The sequence below is a fragment of the Vibrio nereis NBRC 15637 genome (genome assembly GCF_001591105.1).
Lineage (GTDB): Bacteria > Pseudomonadota > Gammaproteobacteria > Enterobacterales > Vibrionaceae > Vibrio > Vibrio nereis.
In genome coordinates this window covers 205,910-226,185 of sequence record NZ_BCUD01000004.1, presented here as the reverse complement: position 1 = coordinate 226,185, position 20,276 = coordinate 205,910, and the positions used below count along the sequence as shown (strand labels likewise).

17 protein-coding genes are annotated in these 20,276 nt (G+C 44.8%); 13 read left to right on the top strand and 4 right to left on the bottom strand.

Annotated features, from left to right (window positions below):
- Positions 1–105: 105 nt before the first annotated feature.
- Positions 106–1,482, top strand: a complete 1,377-nt coding sequence (dbpA, locus tag VNE01S_RS06575) for an ATP-dependent RNA helicase DbpA (RefSeq protein WP_053394722.1) — start codon at positions 106–108, stop codon at positions 1,480–1,482.
- An 82-nt stretch (positions 1,483–1,564) separates the two neighbouring features.
- On the opposite strand, the gene msrB is transcribed toward dbpA, so the two are convergent.
- Both msrB and VNE01S_RS06565 read right to left on the bottom strand, forming a co-directional pair.
- Entirely contained in the window at positions 1,565–2,701 is a 1,137-nt protein-coding gene (msrB, locus tag VNE01S_RS06570) for a peptide-methionine (R)-S-oxide reductase MsrB (RefSeq protein WP_053394723.1), read from the bottom strand.
- Between the two features lie 153 nt (positions 2,702–2,854).
- Positions 2,855–4,057, bottom strand: a complete 1,203-nt coding sequence (locus tag VNE01S_RS06565; RefSeq protein WP_053394724.1) for an aromatic amino acid transport family protein — start codon at positions 4,055–4,057, stop codon at positions 2,855–2,857.
- 331 nt (positions 4,058–4,388) lie between these two features.
- Between VNE01S_RS06565 and VNE01S_RS19690 the strand changes: the two genes are divergently transcribed.
- The 8 genes from VNE01S_RS19690 to VNE01S_RS06530 all read left to right on the top strand — a co-directional run bounded on the left by VNE01S_RS19690 (position 4,389) and on the right by VNE01S_RS06530 (position 11,164).
- Positions 4,389–4,511 (top strand): hypothetical protein, encoded by a 123-nt coding sequence (locus tag VNE01S_RS19690; protein ID WP_281178088.1) that lies wholly within the window; start codon positions 4,389–4,391, stop codon positions 4,509–4,511.
- A 101-nt stretch (positions 4,512–4,612) separates the two neighbouring features.
- Positions 4,613–5,191, top strand: a complete 579-nt coding sequence (locus VNE01S_RS06560) for an acyl carrier protein phosphodiesterase (RefSeq protein ID WP_053394725.1) — start codon at positions 4,613–4,615, stop codon at positions 5,189–5,191.
- 36 nt (positions 5,192–5,227) lie between these two features.
- Positions 5,228–6,484 carry a DEAD/DEAH box helicase gene (locus tag VNE01S_RS06555; RefSeq protein WP_053394726.1) on the top strand — a complete coding sequence of 419 codons (1,257 nt, stop codon included), beginning with the start codon at positions 5,228–5,230 and terminating at the stop codon, positions 6,482–6,484.
- A gap of 36 nt (positions 6,485–6,520) precedes the next feature.
- Positions 6,521–7,045, top strand: a complete 525-nt coding sequence (locus VNE01S_RS06550) for a GNAT family N-acetyltransferase (protein ID WP_053394727.1) — start codon at positions 6,521–6,523, stop codon at positions 7,043–7,045.
- Between the two features lie 218 nt (positions 7,046–7,263).
- Positions 7,264–8,298: a sensor histidine kinase gene (locus VNE01S_RS06545; RefSeq protein WP_061781634.1), complete on the top strand. Its 1,035-nt coding sequence runs from the start codon at positions 7,264–7,266 to the stop codon at positions 8,296–8,298.
- A complete protein-coding gene (locus tag VNE01S_RS06540) occupies positions 8,295–8,993 on the top strand; it encodes a response regulator transcription factor (protein WP_053394728.1) in 699 nt (232 codons plus the stop codon). Before VNE01S_RS06545 ends, VNE01S_RS06540 begins: the two co-directional genes overlap by 4 nt.
- 151 nt (positions 8,994–9,144) lie before the next feature.
- Positions 9,145–9,798 (top strand): potassium channel family protein, encoded by a 654-nt coding sequence (locus tag VNE01S_RS06535; RefSeq protein ID WP_005375180.1) that lies wholly within the window; start codon positions 9,145–9,147, stop codon positions 9,796–9,798.
- Between the two features lies 1 nt (position 9,799).
- Complete coding sequence (locus VNE01S_RS06530; protein ID WP_053394729.1) at positions 9,800–11,164, top strand: TrkH family potassium uptake protein; 1,365 nt, start codon at positions 9,800–9,802, stop codon at positions 11,162–11,164.
- Between the two features lie 213 nt (positions 11,165–11,377).
- On the opposite strand, the gene VNE01S_RS06525 is transcribed toward VNE01S_RS06530, so the two are convergent.
- Entirely contained in the window at positions 11,378–12,505 is a 1,128-nt protein-coding gene (locus VNE01S_RS06525) for an acyl-CoA desaturase (protein ID WP_053394730.1), read from the bottom strand.
- A gap of 164 nt (positions 12,506–12,669) precedes the next feature.
- Between VNE01S_RS06525 and VNE01S_RS06520 the strand changes: the two genes are divergently transcribed.
- From VNE01S_RS06520 to VNE01S_RS06510, 3 genes are all read left to right on the top strand, one after another.
- The gene (locus VNE01S_RS06520; RefSeq protein WP_053394731.1) at positions 12,670–13,230 is read left to right on the top strand and encodes a GNAT family N-acetyltransferase; all 561 of its coding nucleotides are present in this window, start codon (positions 12,670–12,672) and stop codon (positions 13,228–13,230) included.
- Between the two features lie 99 nt (positions 13,231–13,329).
- A complete protein-coding gene (locus tag VNE01S_RS06515) occupies positions 13,330–14,457 on the top strand; it encodes an efflux RND transporter periplasmic adaptor subunit (RefSeq protein ID WP_061781632.1) in 1,128 nt (375 codons plus the stop codon).
- 10 nt (positions 14,458–14,467) lie between these two features.
- Complete coding sequence (locus tag VNE01S_RS06510; RefSeq protein WP_053394732.1) at positions 14,468–17,620, top strand: efflux RND transporter permease subunit; 3,153 nt, start codon at positions 14,468–14,470, stop codon at positions 17,618–17,620.
- An 85-nt stretch (positions 17,621–17,705) separates the two neighbouring features.
- Here the strand turns inward: VNE01S_RS06510 and VNE01S_RS06505 are convergent, their stop codons facing one another.
- Complete coding sequence (locus tag VNE01S_RS06505) at positions 17,706–19,466, bottom strand: methyl-accepting chemotaxis protein (RefSeq protein WP_053394733.1); 1,761 nt, start codon at positions 19,464–19,466, stop codon at positions 17,706–17,708.
- Between the two features lie 134 nt (positions 19,467–19,600).
- Here VNE01S_RS06505 and VNE01S_RS06500 point away from each other — a divergent pair, with 134 nt between their 5' ends.
- Positions 19,601–20,221, top strand: a complete 621-nt coding sequence (locus VNE01S_RS06500) for a beta-phosphoglucomutase family hydrolase (protein WP_053394734.1) — start codon at positions 19,601–19,603, stop codon at positions 20,219–20,221.
- Positions 20,222–20,276: the final 55 nt, after the last annotated feature.

The following is a 20,276-nucleotide window of genomic DNA, read 5'->3' as shown; positions in this document are numbered from 1 at the left end:
ATTGACGACAGATTGATTTTAAAACCGCTTCCCAGTTGAGGCGGTTTTTAGTTTTTATCGCTGAGTTCACACTGTAAATTCAGCGAATCCTTTAAAGGTATAGATGTGACAACTTCATTTAAAACACTTGGCCTAAGACCAGAGTTACTCGAAACACTGGACACGCTAGGCTACACGGAAATGACCACTATTCAGCAACAAGCACTGCCGATTGTGCTCGCAGGCAAAGATGTGATTGGTCAGGGTAAAACCGGTTCAGGTAAAACGGCGGCCTTCTCACTAGGCTTGCTTACCAACCTGAATGTTAAGCGTTTTCGTGTGCAAACTTTGGTACTTTGTCCAACGCGTGAACTGGCTGACCAAGTCGCGACCGAGATTCGTACTTTGGCTCGTGGTATTCACAACATCAAAGTGCTTACACTATGCGGCGGCATGCCTATGGGGCCACAAATTGGCTCACTGGAGCACGGTGCGCATATTTTGGTAGGTACACCTGGCCGTATTTTGGATCACATGTCGAAAGGGCGTATCAGCCTAGATGAACTGAATACTCTAGTTCTGGACGAAGCGGACCGCATGCTGGACATGGGTTTTGAAGATGCGATCGATACCATCATCGAACAAGCGCCAACAGACCGCCAAACATTATTGTTCAGCGCGACTTTCCCACACAACATAGAGTCGTTGTCTGCTAAGGTTATGAAGCAGCCTGAGATGGTGAAAGTAGAGTCAACGCACCAACACAGCACCATTGAGCAGCGTTTCTTCAAACTAAACACGACAGAAGAACGTGATGATGCGTTAGAAGCACTGTTGCTGACTCATAAGCCCGAATCATCGGTTGTGTTCTGTAATACCAAAAAAGAAGTTCAAAATGTGACGGATGAGCTCAAACACCGCGGGTTTAGTGTGGTTGAACTTCATGGTGACATGGAACAACGTGAACGCGAACAAGCGCTCACCATGTTTGCTAACAAGAGTATTTCTATTCTTGTCGCGACCGACGTTGCCGCACGTGGTTTAGATGTAGACAACCTAGACGCAGTCTTCAACTTTGAGTTGTCACGTGATCCTGAAGTACACGTGCACCGTATTGGTCGTACTGGCCGCGCGGGTTCAAAAGGTGTTGCGTTTAGCTTCTACAGCGAGAAAGAAGAATATCGAGTGGCTCGAATTGATGAGTACATGGATATCGCGATTTCACCTTCAACATTGCCAGAAAAGCCAGTTGAACGTCCATTCTACCCAAGCATGCAAACCATCCAGATCCTGGGTGGTAAAAAGCAAAAAGTACGTGCGGGTGATATCTTAGGCGCGCTAACTAAGCAAGCAGGTATCGACGGTAAAAAAATCGGTAAAATTAATATCTTACCTATGGTTTCTTATGTTGCGATTGAGCATGACGTCGTCAAACCAGCGCTTAAACAACTCCAAACAGGCAAGATGAAAGGGCGTAACTTTAAAGCCCGCGTGATGAAGTAATATTAAGCAAATAGCACGGTTGTAGATAAACGAAGGCCAACGAATCATCGTTGGCCTTTTCTTTACCCGACATTTGGATGGACTAGCGGTCGAATAAGTAAAGATAATCTACGTAGCCCTCTTTTTTCATATCTTCTTTCGCGACAAATCGCATCGCAGCTGAGTTCATGCAGTAGCGCAATCCTGTTGGTTTCGGGCCGTCTTTAAACACATGACCTAAATGCGAGTCGGCAAATTTACTGCGCACCTCGGTACGAGGATAAATCAGCTTAAAATCGGTTTGCGTGACAATATACTTATCGCTGATTGGCTTGGTGAAGCTTGGCCAACCTGTGCCAGATTTGTATTTATCAGTTGATGAGAACAAAGGTTCACCAGAGACAATATCCACGTATATCCCTTCGCGTTTATTATCCCAATACTCGTTTTCGAATGCGCGCTCTGTACCATCTTCTTGAGTGACGTAGTATTGCATGTCAGTGAGCGTTGCTTTGATTTTAGCATCACTGGGTTTGGTGTAGGTTTTCGCGTTCGCTGTTGTTTTGCTTTGATTGATTAACTCACGCAGTGTTACCGGCTTTTCGTTACGGTCTTCACCAAATATTTTGTCTAGGTACTGATCTCGCCCTGAAGCATAACGATAGTAGTTATAACGGATCTTATTACGTTTGTAGTAGTCTTGGTGGTAGTCTTCCGCTGGCCAAAACTTCTCAAACTTGATTAGCTCGGTTTTGAGTGGCGCCTGGAAAACACCAAGCTCATCGATCTCTTGCATAAACTGCTCAGCGATCTGCTTCTGCTGTGAGTTATGGTAGAAAATGGCTGGACGATATTGAGGACCGCGATCGACAAATGATCCTTTATCATCCGTTGGGTCTATATGACGGAAAAATTGGTCTAAAACCTGTTCATAGCTAACTTGTTCCGAATCAAACTTAACTTCTATGACTTCAATGTGCCCTGACTTGCCAGACGATACTTGCTTGTAGGTGGGATTCTCAAGTTCACCACCTGAATAACCAGACACAACGTCTACCACACCAGGTAGTTTTTCCAAATCTGACTCGGTACACCAAAAACACCCGCCCGCTAACGTCGCAACTTCAATATCCCCAGAAGCGTTTGTACGAGACATATCGCTGTCAGCTGTGCCTAAAAAAGAGGTTATGGCAGCGACGGCAGCAAGAGCGGACAAAACAAACTTAAACTTCACTTTCATATTAACCCCGTCAAATAGCTTTTAGTTATCGTAATAATAAGAACGTAGCAGTGACTAAAAAATTACATTTACCACGAAGTTTTATCGATTTTTTAATTAATAGGATCAAAAAAAGCGGCTCAGGTGAGCCGCTCGTCTACCAATTATTTCTGATTAGCCTAAAGCTGGCAGCACACCGAACGTAATCAAGATTTGTGCACTGATGATAACAAAACCGATCACACTGCTTGCCACAAGGCCAACATTGCCACCAAACACTTGGTAGTGAGAGTCTTCTGCTTGAGTACGTGCTTTCTTCGCCATCATGATAGGTAGGAAGATAGCTAATACAGCCAAAGCGATAGCAGCGTAACCCAGCGCCATAATAAAGCCTTGAGGGTAAAACAAGGCGAAACCCATTGGTGGTAAGAACGTAACCAAAGCAACCAGTAAACGTGAGTTACCCTTTGTGCGCTTTTTAATTGTGTCGCCAAGGAACTCAAATAAACCCAGACTAACACCCAAGAAAGAGGTCAAAAGCGCTAGGTCCGCGAAGATGCCAATCGCTTGACCAAGGTTTGATTGATGCACTGTCGTTGAGAGTGTAGAGATAAGCGCGCTCAAACCTTGATTTTCTAATAGCGTAGACTGGTTAACGACACCCAGAGTCACAACTTGCCAGAAAATGTAAATGATGAGCGGGATAGCAGAACCAATCAGAATCGCTTTACGCAATGACGGTGTGTGTCCGTCTAAGTAATTAACAACCGCTGGAATACTGCCATGAAAACCGAAAGAGGTGAAAATAACCGGAATAGCAGCAATCACAAGGCCTTGTTCTACAGGCATACTTAGCAAGTAAGATTCAGTTACGTTAGGCGCTAGGAATGTGAGTACCAAAGCCATAGCAATGATTTTTACCAAGAACAGTACGCGGTTTACTTTATCAACCGTCGCTGTGCCTACCGTAACGATAGACGCCACGATAAAAGTGAAGAGTAGAGTGGCGGTCGTTGAAGACACTTCTATACCACTTAAGCTTGCAATACGCTCACCAAACTGAGAACCACCACCGGCAATGTACGCTGCACATAGAGAGTAGAAAAGGAACATCATCGCGAAACTTGCGACCCATTTCCCTTTGGTTCCTAAAAACTGTTTAGCCAGCGTGTGTAATGTAGCGCTTTGGTCTGCATGCTGGTGGACTTCTATCATCAGTAAGGCGGTGTAGGCCATAAACGCCCAAAGGCCAACCATGATCATAAGTGAAGTTGAGAAACCAATACCTGCTGAAGCAAGGGGCAGAGCGAGCATTCCGGCACCAATGGTTGTGCCAGCAATGATCAAAGTACTTCCTAAAACCTTTGATTTGTTCATGTATAAATATCTTTACGTTTATAGTTATTATTTAGTTAATCTGACCATGTAATAGACAAGTTTTGGTTCAGATAACCACCGATGACGCCATTGTGTAAAATTAAACGGTGCTTTTCAAGAGAAATGTACATATAAATTACCGTTGGTGTATTAATTTATTTACACCTAGTTGTTTTTAAAAATAGGAAACGTTTGCTTGAGATTAAGCTCAAACCACCTGAAACTTTTGCTTTGTTCTTTCAAAAAACTGTCATATAAGTGATTTACAAAGGGATAATAGACCACGCTATCTACGTAGATAGAAATTAAACTAAGTAACAGGAGGTCCAGGATGAGTGACCACGCATTAAATGAAGAAAGCCTAGAGCTACTCGATGCAATGGAAATTGGCTTTGAGCTGTCAGATTACGAACAGTCAATCGAAGAGCTTGCAGAAGATATCTTCAACAACTAATCATTGAACCTCTAACAAGCAGGTTTAACTAAGTGAGCCAGTGCAATCGCGCTGGCTTTGTGCTTTTATGAAAAGAGAAACTCAAAGAGCACAAGGTACAAATGAACTTTCTTGCACACCTTCATATCGCTGAACACTGTGAATCTAGCGCGCTCGGTAATTTATTGGGTGACTTTGTTAAGGGAAATCCAGACAACCAGTTTTCCTCTGAGATAGTGCAAGGCATCAAGTTACACCGGTTTGTCGATTCTTATACCGATAATCATGAATTGGTACGAGAGGCTCGTCTTATGTTTCAGGGTAAGCAAAGGCGGTTTTCTGGTATCGCGCTTGATATGTTTTGGGATCACTGCCTCGCGGCAAATTGGCATCATTACCATAAAATGGCGCTGAGTAAATTCTGCCAACAGCAGCAAACCATCATACATAATGAGAGCCCTAAGCCACTGTTACCGGAGCGATTCACACAAGTGACGGGCGCGATGTGGCAGGGAAGGTGGATGGAATCTTACCAAGATCTGGACAATATCGAATATGCTTTGCAAAGGATGTCTACTCGAACGCCCAGAATGGGTGAACTAGCAAACTGCTTTAGTACATTAGATAGCCACTACGATGAGTTGGTTAAAGTATTTAATACCCTGTACCCAGATGTACTAAACGCTGCTCGACGATTCTGATAGAATCACCCGTCCTGTTTTATTCGGAATAACTCCATGTCTACATTTCAGCAATTGGGCCTTTGTCCATTACTCTTGACCACTCTTGAAAAGTTGGGTTTTCATGAACCTACGCCGATTCAGCAACATGCTATCCCTCATGTGTTGGAAGGCAAAGACGTTTTAGCTGGCGCGCAAACGGGCACGGGTAAAACTGCAGCGTTTGGTTTGCCGTTAATCCAAAGGTTAGTAGACTCCGACATAAAACGCGATCCGCAAAGTAATGATGTTTTGGCGCTCATTTTGGTTCCAACGCGTGAATTGGCTCAGCAGGTTTTTGACAATCTGATTGAATACGCAGCGGGAACGGATTTACATATTGTGACGGCTTATGGCGGCACCAGCATGAACGTTCAAACTCGAAACCTTTTAAACGGCTGCGACATCTTGATCGCAACGCCTGGTCGACTTTTAGACCATCTATTTTGCAAGAACATCAATCTACGTAAGACTCATTATTTGGTATTCGATGAAGCGGACCGCATGCTTGATATGGGTTTTATGCCCGATATTCAGCGCATTCTGAAAAAGATTTCACCTGAACGTCAAACGCTGTTCTTTTCAGCCACATTTGATAAACGGATTAAGACCATTGCTTACAAACTGCTTGATGAGCCAGTTGAGTTGCAAGTTACACCAACCAACAGTACTGCAGAAACCGTTAAGCAGCTCGTTTACCCAGTGGACAAAAAGCGCAAAGCTGAGCTGCTGGCGTATCTCATTGGTTCACGAAACTGGCAGCAAGTTTTGGTCTTTACTAAAACCAAGCAAGGCAGTGATGCACTGGCGAAAGAACTTAAGCTAGATGGTATTAAGGCGGCATCTATCAATGGTGATAAGAGTCAAGGCGCGCGTCAAAAAGCGTTAGATGATTTTAAATCAGGCAAAGTGCGAGCTCTTATCGCCACTGACGTGGCAGCTCGAGGGCTAGACATCAATCAGCTTGAGCAGGTTGTTAACTTCGATATGCCTTATAAAGCAGAAGATTATGTACACCGCATTGGGCGTACTGGTCGAGCTGGTAAAGAAGGCTTTGCTGCGTCTTTGATGAGCCGCGACGAGGAATACTTACTTGAAGCGATTGAGCGCCTGTTAGACACCCGCTTACCGCAAGAGTGGCTGCAAGGTTTTGAGCCAAGCTTGATTGAAGATATTGAACCTGATCGCTCGCCAAAAAGAAAAAGCCGCTCATCTGAAAAACGTAAAATGAAGGCTAAACTAAAAATTCATGCTGGTCGTGGCAAAAAGCGTTAATACAATCATTCTAAGGGATAACGATTGAATAGAAGTATGGAGACTCAAAAATTCACATTAGAGCTGCTCTGCCTAGACGATGCAGAGCAGCTCTTGGAATTTGAAGAGAATAACAAGGATTGGTTTGACCAATTTATCCCTCCACGCGAATCAGACTTTTACTGTTTGCAAGGCGTTACCGAGCACATACAAGAATTTTTGCTCGACTATAAATGCCATCAATTGTTGCCATTCCTAATCAAAAATAACGAGCAGGAAATCATTGGCAGAATGAACTTTACCAGCCTTAATAGTAGGAAAGGTACTGCGCATGTTGGCTATAGGGTAGGAAAGGCATTCACTTCAAAAGGGGTCGCTACGGGCGCATTGGCACTTGCTAAAGTAAAGCTGAAAGAAGAAGGCTTCAAACGCTTATTTGCTTATGCCGAGCAGAGTAATACGGCTTCACAGCGTGTGTTAACCTCAAATGGATTCCGCCGAGTACGGGTGGTTGAAGACTTTGCCAAACTGCACGGGCAATCGATTAGTTGTATCGAGTTTAGTTGTAGCTTAGTAGAATAAAAGAGCATCGTTGCTCTTTTTTTGTGCTTGTTTTTGATACCGGCTGGGTAGGAGCCAATGGTCGAAGTTTACTTGTGATTATTCATTAAGTTAGGCCAACTTAATGATGATTATGTTTATAACTGACTGTCGTTATTGAATTTTTTACGCTTTTTTTACGCGAACTCCGAATGGGCTTTTGCTAAAGTTTCTGCATCGAATTTTGGTTGATGTACTTTATGTTTGCTCATTGGCGAGATAACACATTTCTCTTTTCTGCCATCGTGATTGTTGGCGCGGTTGTGGCCTCATGGCTGTTAGACCAACTGTTTGGCTCTACGGCTGCCGTCCTACTGATTTTGCAGTTAGCAGTCGTGGTGGTGGCGTTTCAATGCAACTCGCGATTCGCTTATGCGGCGGCGGTGATCGAAGCGTTGAGCTTCAACTTCTTTTTCACGACGCCTCGTTACTCTTTGCAGATGTTTCGTCCGGAAGACATTTTTAATCTAGTCGTGTTTATGGTGGTGGCATTTATCACCAGCACTTTTGCAGATCTTTATCGTCGCCAGCAGGGCGAGTTAAAACAAACCAAGTTGCAAAACAGCATCCTGCTATCGGTGTCCCATGACCTACGCACGCCGCTGGCAACCATTATTGGAACACTGACCACACTCAACGAGTACATGCCCAAGCTCAATGACTTAGAGCGCAAAGAATTGCTCGACAGTGCGACTTCAGAAAGCCACCGCTTGCATCAATATATAGAGAACCTCTTACAGGCGACTAAGCTCCAACATGGCACATTAAAAATTACCAAAAAAGATGAGCCTATTGCGAATATTGTGCAGGATGCAGTTTCTCGTTTGCCGAATTACACCGAGAAAGTATCCATGAATATGGATTATGCCGTAGGCTATTTGTCAGTAAGTCGTTCGCTCATCGAACAAGCGATTTTTAATGTGCTGGATAATGCCATGCGATTTTCGCCAGAGAGTGAATCTGTTGAGGTTTCTCTTTCTAAGCAGGGTTCGTCGTGCGTGATTGATGTTCGGGACATGGGGATTGGCATCAAAGCTGAAGATGCGGAAAAAATATTCAGCCTTTTCTATTCCGGCGCGAACAACAAATCGGCCGATTCAGGCACCGGAATGGGACTCGCGGTTGCCAAAGGCATCATCACCGCGCACCAAGGAGAGATTCAATCTATGCCAGTATCAGAAGGGACGCTGATCCGCATTCGACTTCCACTCAATCAAGGAGCAGAGCAGGCGTGAGTTACAAAGTTTTAGTCGTGGACGATGAGCCTCGCATTCATACCTTTATTCGAATTTCGCTGTCTGCTGAAGGGTTTGATTACATTGGCGCGAGTACCATTGCAGAAGCCAAAGCGTGTTTCGAAGCGCATTCACCGCACGTTATTCTGCTTGATTTAGGCTTGCCCGACGGCGATGGGACGGAGTTTCTCAATACACTTCGTCAGACGTATAAAACGCCAGTGCTAGTGCTGACAGCTCGCGATCAAGAAGAGGAAAAAATCCGCCTTTTAGAAGCGGGCGCGAATGATTACTTGAGCAAGCCTTTTGGCGTAAAAGAGCTCATCGCGCGCATCAAAGTGCTGGTTCGAGATTTGGTTGATGAGCAATCCATCGCTGATGAGCTGGTGGCTGGCCGAGTCAAAATCATCAAAAGTACTCACCAATTTTGGTTGGATCAGAGGGAAATTCCACTCACCAAGAAAGAGTTTTCATTCATTGAACAGTTGATTCTCAAGCCGGGAAAACTCATTGAGCAAACTCATTTGCTAGCGGTGATTTGGGGAAAAAGTCATGTCGAAGATACTCACTATTTACGCGTGTTAGTGAGTCAACTACGCAAAAAACTGAACGATAGTGCTGACGAACAGCGGCTATTAAAAACCGAGCCGGGGCTGGGTTATCGTTTAGTGCTTGAGACGTCCAAGCACCACTAAATTCCAAATTTAATCAACGTTAATGCCAAGGTTTAGTGCTGGTTATCGGCACTCGAACAGGATTCGTGTTGCCTATTTTCCGTGACGGAAAATCAGTCTAGCCCTTAACGCATTAGCATTTTCTATACATAAAACACAGTTAGGGATTGATATGGCTCACTTTACAGTAATTGGTTTAGGGCGATTTGGCGTTGCCGCTAGCTTAGAACTTATTCATCTTGGACACACCGTAACGGGGGTGGATAGCGACCCGAAAATCGTCGAAAAATACGTCGAAGAGTTAACGCAAGCGGTCATATGTGACGCGACAGACGAAGGTGCACTCAGAGAATTAGCGCTAGCGAACAGTGATGTGGTGTTGGTGGCGATTGGCGAAGACATGCAAGCCAGTTTGTTGTGTACGCTGGCGCTGAAAAATCTGGGTGTGAAATCCATTTGGGTCAAAGCGAGCACCAAAGCGCACCATACAATCGTATCTAAGCTTGGTGTGCAACGCATTATTCATCCGGAAGAGGAGATGGGCGTAAGAGTCGCGCAGGCACTCAACTATCCGATGGTGAACAACTATTTGGAAATGGGACATGGTTTGTATGTGGTGGAAATCCACGTTAAATCCAATCTGCACGATACGCCGCTTTCTAAATTGATCAGCCGAGGCAGTTACAACATTCAGCCTATCTTGGTGAAGCGCGAAGAAGCCGTCTACACCAATATCAATGATGAGTTTGTGCTTAATGAGTTCGACACGCTGTTGCTTTGCGGTAGTCGCGCTGAGCTGAAATACGTCGCTCCAAGGTTGGTGTAACATGGTTTTGTGGCATCCCTCTATTATCCCAATCGAGCGAAAACCCAAAGCGGGCAAAAAACTGTTGGGCGCACCGCCGCTGATACTTAGCCTCAGCTTTGCGTGCTTGATCATTCTTGGCACAGTCTTACTCAAACTGCCAATTGCCACCACTGAGCCCATCACTTGGATTCAAAGCCTGTTTACTGCGACATCGGCCATTACGGTGACAGGATTAGTTGTGGTAGACACGGGCACGGCGTTTACGCCTTTTGGGCAAGTGGTTATTGCCTTCCTGATTCAATGTGGTGGCCTAGGTTTAATGACGTTTGCCATCGTGACCTTGCTGGCTCTGGGCGGAAAAATTGGCTTTTTGGAGCGAGCCGTCGCGAGAGAGGCATTTAACCAAACTGACTCGTCGACACTCATTGCCACCGCTAAATCTGTATTGATGTTCGCTCTGCTCGTTGAATTTATTGGTTTCACTATTTTGAGCGTTTATTGGAGTGAAGAGCTGGGCTGGAAAACCAGTTTGTTCCATGGTTTCTTCTACACCATCAGTGCGTTTAACAATGCAGGTTTTGCGTTAAGTGCCGATAGCTTAATGCCTTACGTGGACGACCCGGTTGTTAACTTCACTATTACCAGTTTGTTCATTATTGGTGGTTTAGGCTTCTCGGTTTGGATTGACTTAAAACGCAATCGCCGTTGGCACCGACTCACCGTTTACAGTCGAATGATGATCTTAGGCACGGTGATCATTAACGTGGTGGCACTTATTGCGATTTACCTGATTGAATATGACAACCCCAACACGCTTGCTCCGTTGAGCGAAGCGGGGAAATGGTGGGCATCGTGGTTTCAAGCGGTGACGCCAAGAACGGCAGGGTTCAATACTTTAGCTATCGATCAGTTGGAAGATGCCACAACGGCGATCATTCTAGTGTTGATGTTTATTGGAGGTGGATCATTGAGCACGGCAAGTGGCATTAAAGTTGTGACATTTATGGTGTTAGTCTTGGCAACTTACAGCTATTTGCGTCGCGATGAAGCAACCTATGCGTTTCAACGTGAGATTCCCAAAGAGACCATCAGCAAGGCATTGGCGCTGACTCTGATCTCGGTGGGCGTGACTTGGTTTGCCATCTTCACGCTGTTACTGACCGAGCGAGCGTCTATGTTAGACATTATGTTTGAAGCGGTCTCTGCACTGGGTACAGTTGGGTTATCGCGAGGTTTAACGGGCAGTTTGTCCGAACCAGGTGAGTTAGTGATCATCTTCATGATGTTTATGGGACGATTAGGGCCTCTTACTTTGGCGTACTTCTTAGCCAGTCCAAGAAAGAAAAAAGCGCGTTACGCGAGCACTAAACTGGCAATAGGGTAACTCGCAGAAAATGACCAAAAGGCTGGGTACAAGAGGAGTAAATGATCTAATGCCGATTAGTTAGGGGATTAATCGGCAGATCAATACTTGAACCTAGGTGAGAAAGATCCTTCCCTAGAGTCGTTAAGAAAAAGCTAAGTCGATACCCTAGAAAAAACAATGCCGCTCACCTTAGTGAACGGCATTAGAGCATCGTTGCTGCTTCTTTTTAGTTTAGGCATATTGCGCGACAAGTGTATTCCAGCTCCGGCGTTGGTTGTCTAGCTCTTGCTTAAGTTGTTGATAGCGCATCAGTAGCACTGAACGTTCATATTTCTTAGCTAAGTCACTTTTCTTCGCTTCCACAAGCTGCTTTTTCAGCTCATAGTAATCCGACAGTTTACTCATCAATGCCTCAAACTCCGCATTAAGGGCATCATTAAGGTATTTTGCATTAGGCAACATACGGATATTGTTCGTTGCCGTCGTGAGAGCCTTCTTCGCTTTGGCTTTTTCAACTTTGAACTTAGGTGTGACGCGTAGTTTATGTGCCAGTCCAAGCCATGAACAACTCTTAATCAGCCATTTGGTCGGATCATACTGCCACCAGTAGATACCATTTCGATAATCGTTCTCAAAGATATGGTGATAGTTGTGGTAACCCTCACCAAACGTAAAGACGGCCAGTACTGCATTATCACGGGCGGTATTTTTATCTGTATAGGGTTGCGAACCCCAGATATGCGCGAGTGAGTTAATAAAGAATGTCGAATGGTGACTTAACACTAATCGAACAATACCCACCATCAGCAGCATGCCGACAATATCTTGGTAAATGATGCCGAGCGCTAAAGGGATACCTATGTTTGTTGCCAGCGTAAGTGCTAGGTAGTGTTTATGCTGCCACATGACAATTTTGTCTTTTTGCAGGTCGCGGCAGTTTTCGTAATCTGTGTACGTATTTTGGTTGTAGTTTCTGAGCATCCAGCCAATGTGTGAATACCAAAAACCTTGTTTGGCCGAGTAGGGATCTTTGTCGTTGTTATCCACGTGTTTATGATGGACGCGGTGATCAGAGCTCCAGTGTAGCGCGCTGTTTTGCAGTGCAAATGCACCACCAATGGCGAACAACAAGCGTAAAGACCAATGTGCTTCATAAGTTTTGTGGGACCAAAGACGATGGTAACCCGCTGTAATAGAGAGGTTACAAAACGAGTAGGTTATTGCCAGCCATATCCAATGTTCCATGGAGTAGCCAAATTCAAATCCATACCAAGGCGCTACCAAAACAGCCAAAGCAAAACTGGTTAAAAACAGCAGGACATTAACCCAAATTAACGGTGGTTTTTGCTTAGGAGACATTCTACATTCCTAATTCAGCGAACACTTGTAAGCTAGAATATCAGCGTACACGTGTAAGTCAAATAAAAATATCAAGATTGTGAATAGAATGTTTGGCTTTTCGTTTGTTAATGCATAGTATGAATGCGTGCAACATCCTTACAGGAAGTAACAAGGAACCAAGAATGGAATTAAAAGTAGCGGAATATAACGATTTTCAAAAAATCGCGCAGCTTCATACGGAAAGCTGGAAAAAGTATTATCAAGGAATCCTAGGTAAAGAATACCTAGACAATGAAGTTCTCGAAGACAGACTCGTTATCTGGCAGACACGTTTAACTAACCCTCCTTATAACCAGCACGTTTTAATGCTCGAAGATAATGGAATGCTTTGTGGCTTTATTTGTGCGTTTGGCAATCATGACTTTGAGAAAGGGACCATGATTGACGCTATTCATGTTAGCGATGCTTTTCGCGGACGTGGATTAGGAGTTCGTTTGTTGGAAGAAATGGCGAAATGGATAGAGCAGTATTTTCCAGAAAGTGGTGTTTACCTAGAAGTGCTAAAAAACAACACCCAGGCGATTGAGTTTTATGAACATATTGGTGGTAAAAACACCCTCGAACGCTTGTGGAAGGCACCATGCGGAACTGAGCTAACGGAACTGGTTTATGCATGGCATTCAGCCGCAGACTTACGCAAAGCACTTCAGTCTCATAAAAAGTGCGCTTTGGTAACAAACTGACACAATTCAGTACGGTGTTCTGATAATTCTCTGACATAACAATATAAGCCGTTAGGTATTTTACTCTAGCTTAAAATTCTAATCCCTAACGGTTTACTCATGAAAAAAACACTTCTATTTAGCGCACTTACTAGCGCGATCTTGTTGTCAGGGTGTGGAGAAAAAAATCAAGGACTGAGCCAAACGCCAGCACCTGTTGTGGTGGCGGAACAAACAAAAATCATCCCTCATCAATCAAGTAAAGCCTATATTGGCCGCGTCGAAGCGGTCGAAGATACCAACATAACAGCCCAAGTAACGGGCTATCTGCAAAAACGTCATTTCGAAGAAGGACAAATGGTCGAAAAAGGCCAGTTGCTCTATACCATTGAACCGTCTTCATTCAAAGCACAAGTAGAAAGCGCTAAAGCGTCAGTTGCACAAGCGAATGCTGCGCTTAAAAAGGCCGAGCTAGATTTCCAACGAGGTAAAAACTTGCTTCCTAGAGGCAGTATCTCGCAATCTGAATTCGATAACCTAAATGCGGCATTACTGGGCGCGAAAGCTCAGCTAGAAGCAGGCAAAGCACAGTTACACCTTGCGAAAGTAAACTTGTCTTACACGCAAATTAAAGCGCCATTTGCAGGAAGAATTGCCCAGAGTAGGGTAAGTACGGGTGATCTTGTCTCGCCACAATCTGGCGTTTTGACCACCTTAGTCAGTCTAGACCCGGTGCATGCAAGCTTTAGCATCAGTGAACGTGAACGCCTAGAGATGGGCATGGACAAAGTTCAGGCTGATAACGCAAGTGAGGCTGACTTGGTCGAAGTGCAAATCATTTTAGAGAATGGCCATAAATTTGAGCACTTGGGTAAACTAGATTACTTAGGTAATCGGATTAACTTGGACACAGGCACGATCGCGATGCGTGCAGAAGTCCCTAACACTGAGTATCGATTGCTTCCCGGCCAGCATGTCCGTGTCGAACTTCGTCAAAAGCAATCCAATGATGTGGTTGTGGTTCCACGCCGAGCAGTGCAGACCGACCTAGAAGGGCATTTTGTCATGGTTGTCGCTGAAGGTAATGTGGCTGAGCGACGCAATGTCGAGCTTGGTCGCCAACTAGAACAAGGGATTATAATTCGTGACGGTGTCACTAGTTCCGATAAGGTGATCACGCAAGGGCTTCAACGCATACGAAATGGTGTGCCCGTTCGTATGGAAGAACCAACGCAAACAGCTGAATAAAGGTGCTTAAATGTTAAGTCGTTTCTTTATCCAGCGCCCTAAATTTGCGTTGGTAATATCCATTATTTTAACTCTCGCTGGGGCGATCTCTCTAACGCTTTTGCCCGTCGCGGAATACCCGAAAATTAGCCCACCTTCTGTCAGTGTGTCTGCATTTTATACCGGTGCCAGTGCAGAAGTCGTCGAACAAGCGATAGCCGATCCTATAGAAACATCGGTTAACGGCGTAGAAAACATGATTTACATGTCTTCTAAGAGTGCGAACGATGGTTCGTATAGCCTAAACGTAACGTTTGACGTTGGTACTGATCCTGATATGGCACAGGTTAACGTACAGAACCGAGTGTCTCAGATTGAGTCTAAACTTCCTCAAGAAGTTCGTATGGTCGGCGTAACGGTCAAAAAACGCTCTCCAGATCTTCTGATGGTGTTGAACTTCTATTCGCCGGATGGCAAGTATGACGACCAATTCCTGATCAACTACATCAACCTGAACGTGAAGGACCAACTCGCACGCGTTACTGGTATCAGTGAAGTGAACGTGATCGGTGGTGGTGAATACGCGATGCGGGTTTGGCTTGACCCAGACAAAATGGCGGGTTTGAAGCTCACTACATCAGATGTTTACGCCGCATTAGCCGAGCAGAACGTGCAAGTTGCGGCTGGTCGTGTCGGATCCGCGCCATACAACGATGTGCAAGAAGTACAATTTAACCTTGTTACCAAAGGGCGCCTTGAAAGTGTCGGTGAGTTTGAAAACGTTGTGCTTCGCGCGAACAGTGATGGCTCGACGGTTTACTTAAAAGACGTCGCACGTGTTGAGCTGGGTAAAAAGTTCTACGACGGCAGTGGTAAATTCCGTGGCCAGCAAGCATCAATTGTTGCTCTATCTTTACAATCAGATGCTAACGCACTGGAAAGTGGCCAAGCTGTGATGGAAATGCTCGACAAACTGAGCGAAAGTTTCCCTGAAGGCATGGCGTATGAAACCAGCTATGACACAACACTGTTTGTTTCAGAATCAATCAAGGGTGTGGTTAAGACACTGATCGAGGCTATCCTGTTGGTGATTGCCGTTACCTATCTATTCTTGGGTAGTGCACGTGCCACGCTGATTCCTGTGGTTGCGATTCCGGTTTCGTTGATAGGCACATTCGCCGTTATGCAAATGACAGGCTTTACCATTAACACGGTAACTTTGTTTGGCCTGATATTAGCGATCGGTATTGTTGTTGATGATGCGATTCTGGTTATCGAAAACGTTGATACCACAATGGCAAAAGATCCCACTATCAGTCCGCGTAAGGCGACCTTGATCGCGATGAAAGAGGTGACAGGGCCAATCATTACTTCTACGTTGGTATTGTTGGCGGTATTCCTACCAGTCGCGATGTTACCGGGCATCACTGGCATTATGTATCGTCAGTTTGCTCTCACCATCTGTATCTCAGTTGTGATTTCTTCCATTAATGCCCTGACTCTGTCTCCAGCACTGTGTTCTTTGGTACTGAAGCAAGGCGGTGAAAACACAGCCCGCTGGTTTGCTGCGTTTAACAGAGGCTTGGAGCGTGTTACAGCGCGTTATGGTCAAGTCGCAGGGTTCTTGGTTAAAAAATCCTTACTGCTGGTGACATTCTTTATTGTTGCCGTATCTGCCGTAACGTTTTTTGCCAAAACCACGTCGTCAGCATTTGTTCCTCAAGAAGATAAAGGGATTTTGCTGGTTAACGTTCAGCTTCCTGATTCTGCGTCATTGTCTCGAACTGAAGAAGTGACCAAGCAGTTGGTTGCTATGGTAGAGCAAGAGCCGGGCGTAGATGGTGTAACGGTTGCCAATGGTTTCGCCTTTATGACAGGGGCGGCCGCGTCAAACGGTGCATCACTGTTTATCAAACTGCACGATTGGGAAATGCGAAATGGCTTAGATGGCGATCATACTGCCAATGCAATAGCACAGCGTGTAAATGGCCGAGCCGCAACGGAGCTACCTCAAGCGGTGGTATTTGCCATGGGACCGCCTGCCGTTCCTGGTATGGGTGCCGCATCAGGCTTTGAATTTGTACTTGAAGATACATTAGGTCGCAGCCGAACGGATCTTGCGATGGTAATGGGGCAAGTGATTGAAGAAGCAACTAAACAGCCAGAAATTGCTTATGGCTTTAGTACATTCCGCGCGAACGTTCCCCACTACTATGTTGATATCGACCGTGAAAAAGCGAAGCAACTGGGTATCTCATTAAGCAGCATATTCCAAACGCTACAGGGTAACTTAGGTTCCCTTTACGTGAATGACTTTACCATGTTTGGTAAGAACTTCCGCGTTACTATGCAGGCCGATAGTGAATACCGCAGTGGGATGGAAGACTTGGAGCGTTTTCACGTTCGTTCTTCGAAAGGCGACTTGATCCCACTAAGTACGTTGGTTAGCTACGAGCAGGTATTCGAACCTGATGTGGCATGGCGTTACAACATGTATCGCAGTGCGATTATTCAAGGTCAGCCTGCGCCAGGGTACTCGAGCGGTGATGCTATCGCGGCGATGGAGCGTGTTGCGGAAGATATTCTGCCACATGACTACCAGTACGAGTGGACGGGTATGGCTTATCAAGAAGTACTAGCGGGTAATCAGGCTATATACGCATTCGCACTTGCGCTTATCTTTATCTACTTGTTTATGGTGGCTCAGTACGAAAGTTGGAGTATTCCTCTGGCGATCATCTTAGTTGTACCAGTTGCGACATTAGGTACTTTCTTAGCTCTGAAACTGACAGGAACACCGCTGAACTTATATGCACAGATAGGTTTAGTTCTACTGATTGCACTTGCGGCGAAAAACGCAATTTTGATTGTAGAATTTGCGAAACAAGAACGTGAAGAGAAGGATGTCTCTATCGACGAAGCTTCTGTTAACGGTGGTAAGCTCCGTTTCCGAGCAGTAAATATGACTTCTTGGTCATTCATCCTGGGTATATTCCCGCTGATCTTTGCCTCGGGTGCTGGTCACGTGAGTCAAAACTCATTGGGTATCTCACTGGTTGGCGGTCTACTCTGTGTATTACTTGCTGGTACCTTCTTGATTCCAGGCTTCTATGCTTTAGTTCAGCGTCAGCGTGAAAAGGTACATGGTGGAAACACTAAGCTTGTGCCTTTAGATGACGAGTAATCTGGAAAGACTTACTTAAAGCGATAAAAAGCCAGCGTATAGTAGATACGCTGGCTTTTTCTTTTGGGACTAGCGAGGTAAAAAACTAAGAGGTTTTAAACTCAGCAACAGCATGGTCCATTTCTGTTGCTTGGGCCGATACTTTGCCGACTTCACTTAGACACTGCTGGGCAGAATGCATATTACCGTCAGAAATTGTATTCAGCTCTGTCACGGATTCTCCGACTTGGTTCATCACGATGCCTTGCTCTTCAATTGCAGAGGCTATGCGTTCGGAGTTCGCTTGAATGTTCGTCATATCCTGAAGGATTTGAGTCAAACTAGAATCTAAAGTTTCGGATGCTTGCATAGTTTGCGCACCTTGCTCACTGCATTGATCGATGTCGGATACAACAGTAGCCATTTGGACCTGAATGTCGGAAACTACTTTTGTGATCTCTTCTGTCGATTGGTGAGTACGACTTGCCAGCGCTCTTACCTCATCCGCAACCACAGCAAATCCACGACCTTGTTCACCGGCACGCGCAGCTTCGATCGCAGCATTAAGTGCGAGTAAGTTAGTTTGATCCGCGATCTCTTGGATAATGTTTACTGCATCGCCAATTTTCGCCACATGTGAGTTCAGTGACCCAATCGAATTTTGGCTACTGCCCAGAATAGTCGAAAGCTGGTCAATGCTGTCTACCGTTGTTTGTACAACGTTTTTACCACTTTCAGCATTACGGGAAGCTTGTTGAACCCCTTCAACGGCTACCGATGTACTCTCAGAAATTTCATTGATCGTCGCGACCATTTGCTGAACTGAGGCGGCCATGTTTGTGGTGTGATCAGCTTGAACATTAAATTGAGTGATAACATGCTCAAGTTCGTGTTGCATACTTGCTGTGCTGCAAGAAAGCTCTGAAGATTTCGTCTGTGTACTTGCGATCAGTTGCTCTAGTTTGTCCAAAAGCTGATTGAAATATTTACTAATAGCCGTCAGTTCATCATTGCCCTTGAGGTTCGCTCTGAGGGAGACATTATTAGAGCGCGCAATCTCTTGAATGATGGAGAGTAAACTAGATACTTGACTGTTGATAGAGCGAGATATCTGCCAGATCACTAATAGAATCAAAGTAATCACCAGCGCAGTCACAATCATTTTAAACGTAGCCAGCTTTGATGCAGTCGATTCTGATTGTTTCGTCAACGCTGTGGCAAAAGTACTGAATTGTTCTTCGACTTTATGAGATAAAGCGCGAGTGTCTCCCAGTAAGCCCACATTGTATTTGAGACCGATTTTGGTCTTTTGCTCAATTAAAGCCTGTGCTGAGCTTAGCAACTGGGAAGCCCCCCAAGGCGCAAGGCTCTCGTCGAGTTTGCCAGCTTGAACTTTATTGTTGAATTCAAAGAGATCAACGAGCTGTGCACTGTCTAGGTCTGCTTCAATAGCGGCCAGTTCTGAATAGTATTGTCCATACAAGTTCGATTCCGGCTTAAGTCCAAGTTGGTTAAAGGCGTTGGCTAGAGTGGTAAACCCTTTCTGATAAGCAATGATGTCTTGTCTTAGGGCGCTACTTGTTGGTAAATCATGCGCGGCTAAGATGTTTGAAAGCTCCTGCTCGGTGTTTAAGAAGATATCCATATTCTGACTAAAACGATCAAGGTATTTCATATCCTTGCGCAGTAAAAAGTCTTTTTCGTTGCGACGTAGATTTAATAGTCGAACTTCAAGTTGAGCTACCATTAGGTTGGCTTGGTTGAGTTGGTAAGTCGTTTTGGCAAAGTGAGAAGTTGAAAACAATAATGTAACAACTCCGAAAATGGCTACGACACCCAATGAATACACTTTATTTTTGATATTCACGAGATCACCTTAATATTGATAGAGCAAATTAGAATCTGCCGCGATAGTAATCGTGAATGATGAATATATCAATTAATTGTACGGTAAAAATGTTATGGTTTAGGTGTGTTGATGCATTTAGGTAGTAAGAATTTATGATTCATCGAGTTGAAAGTTATCAGGGCATTATCTTTGATATGGATGGTACGTTAATTGATACCATGCCTGCACATTTAAAAGCGTGGGAACAGACAGCAAAGCACTTTCAGTTTCCATTCAATCAAGAATGGCTTCACAGCTTAGGGGGGATGCCTAGTTTTAAAATTGCTGCGCAAATTAACCAAAAATATCAAATGGCGCTCGATACACAAGCCGTCTCTCGTTTCAAAATGAAGACGTTTGCATCGCTTGAAGAGCATGGTGAATTGATTCCTCATACCAATGAAATCTTAGCGTTTTTCTATGGCAAGAAAAAATTAGCGGTGGGGACAGGTAGCCAGCGTGAAGGCGCAATGCGTATACTATCGAAAGCGAACTTAGTGGATAAATTAGATGTGATTGTGACCGCAACGGATGTCGATAACCACAAGCCCTCACCAGATACATTCCTGACAGCAGCTGAGGCATTAGGGTTTTTACCTAGAGAATGTGTTGTGTTTGAAGATACCCAGATTGGTAAGCAGGCCGCGCATGCCGGTGGTATGGATTGCATTATGGTAGAAGGGGATGAATTGGTGTTTTATCCGTATCAAGAGAAAGCCACTGATACTCTTTAAGCCCTCAATACTAAAAGAGCCGCATTATAAAGCGGCTCTTTGTTTTGCTAGTTTA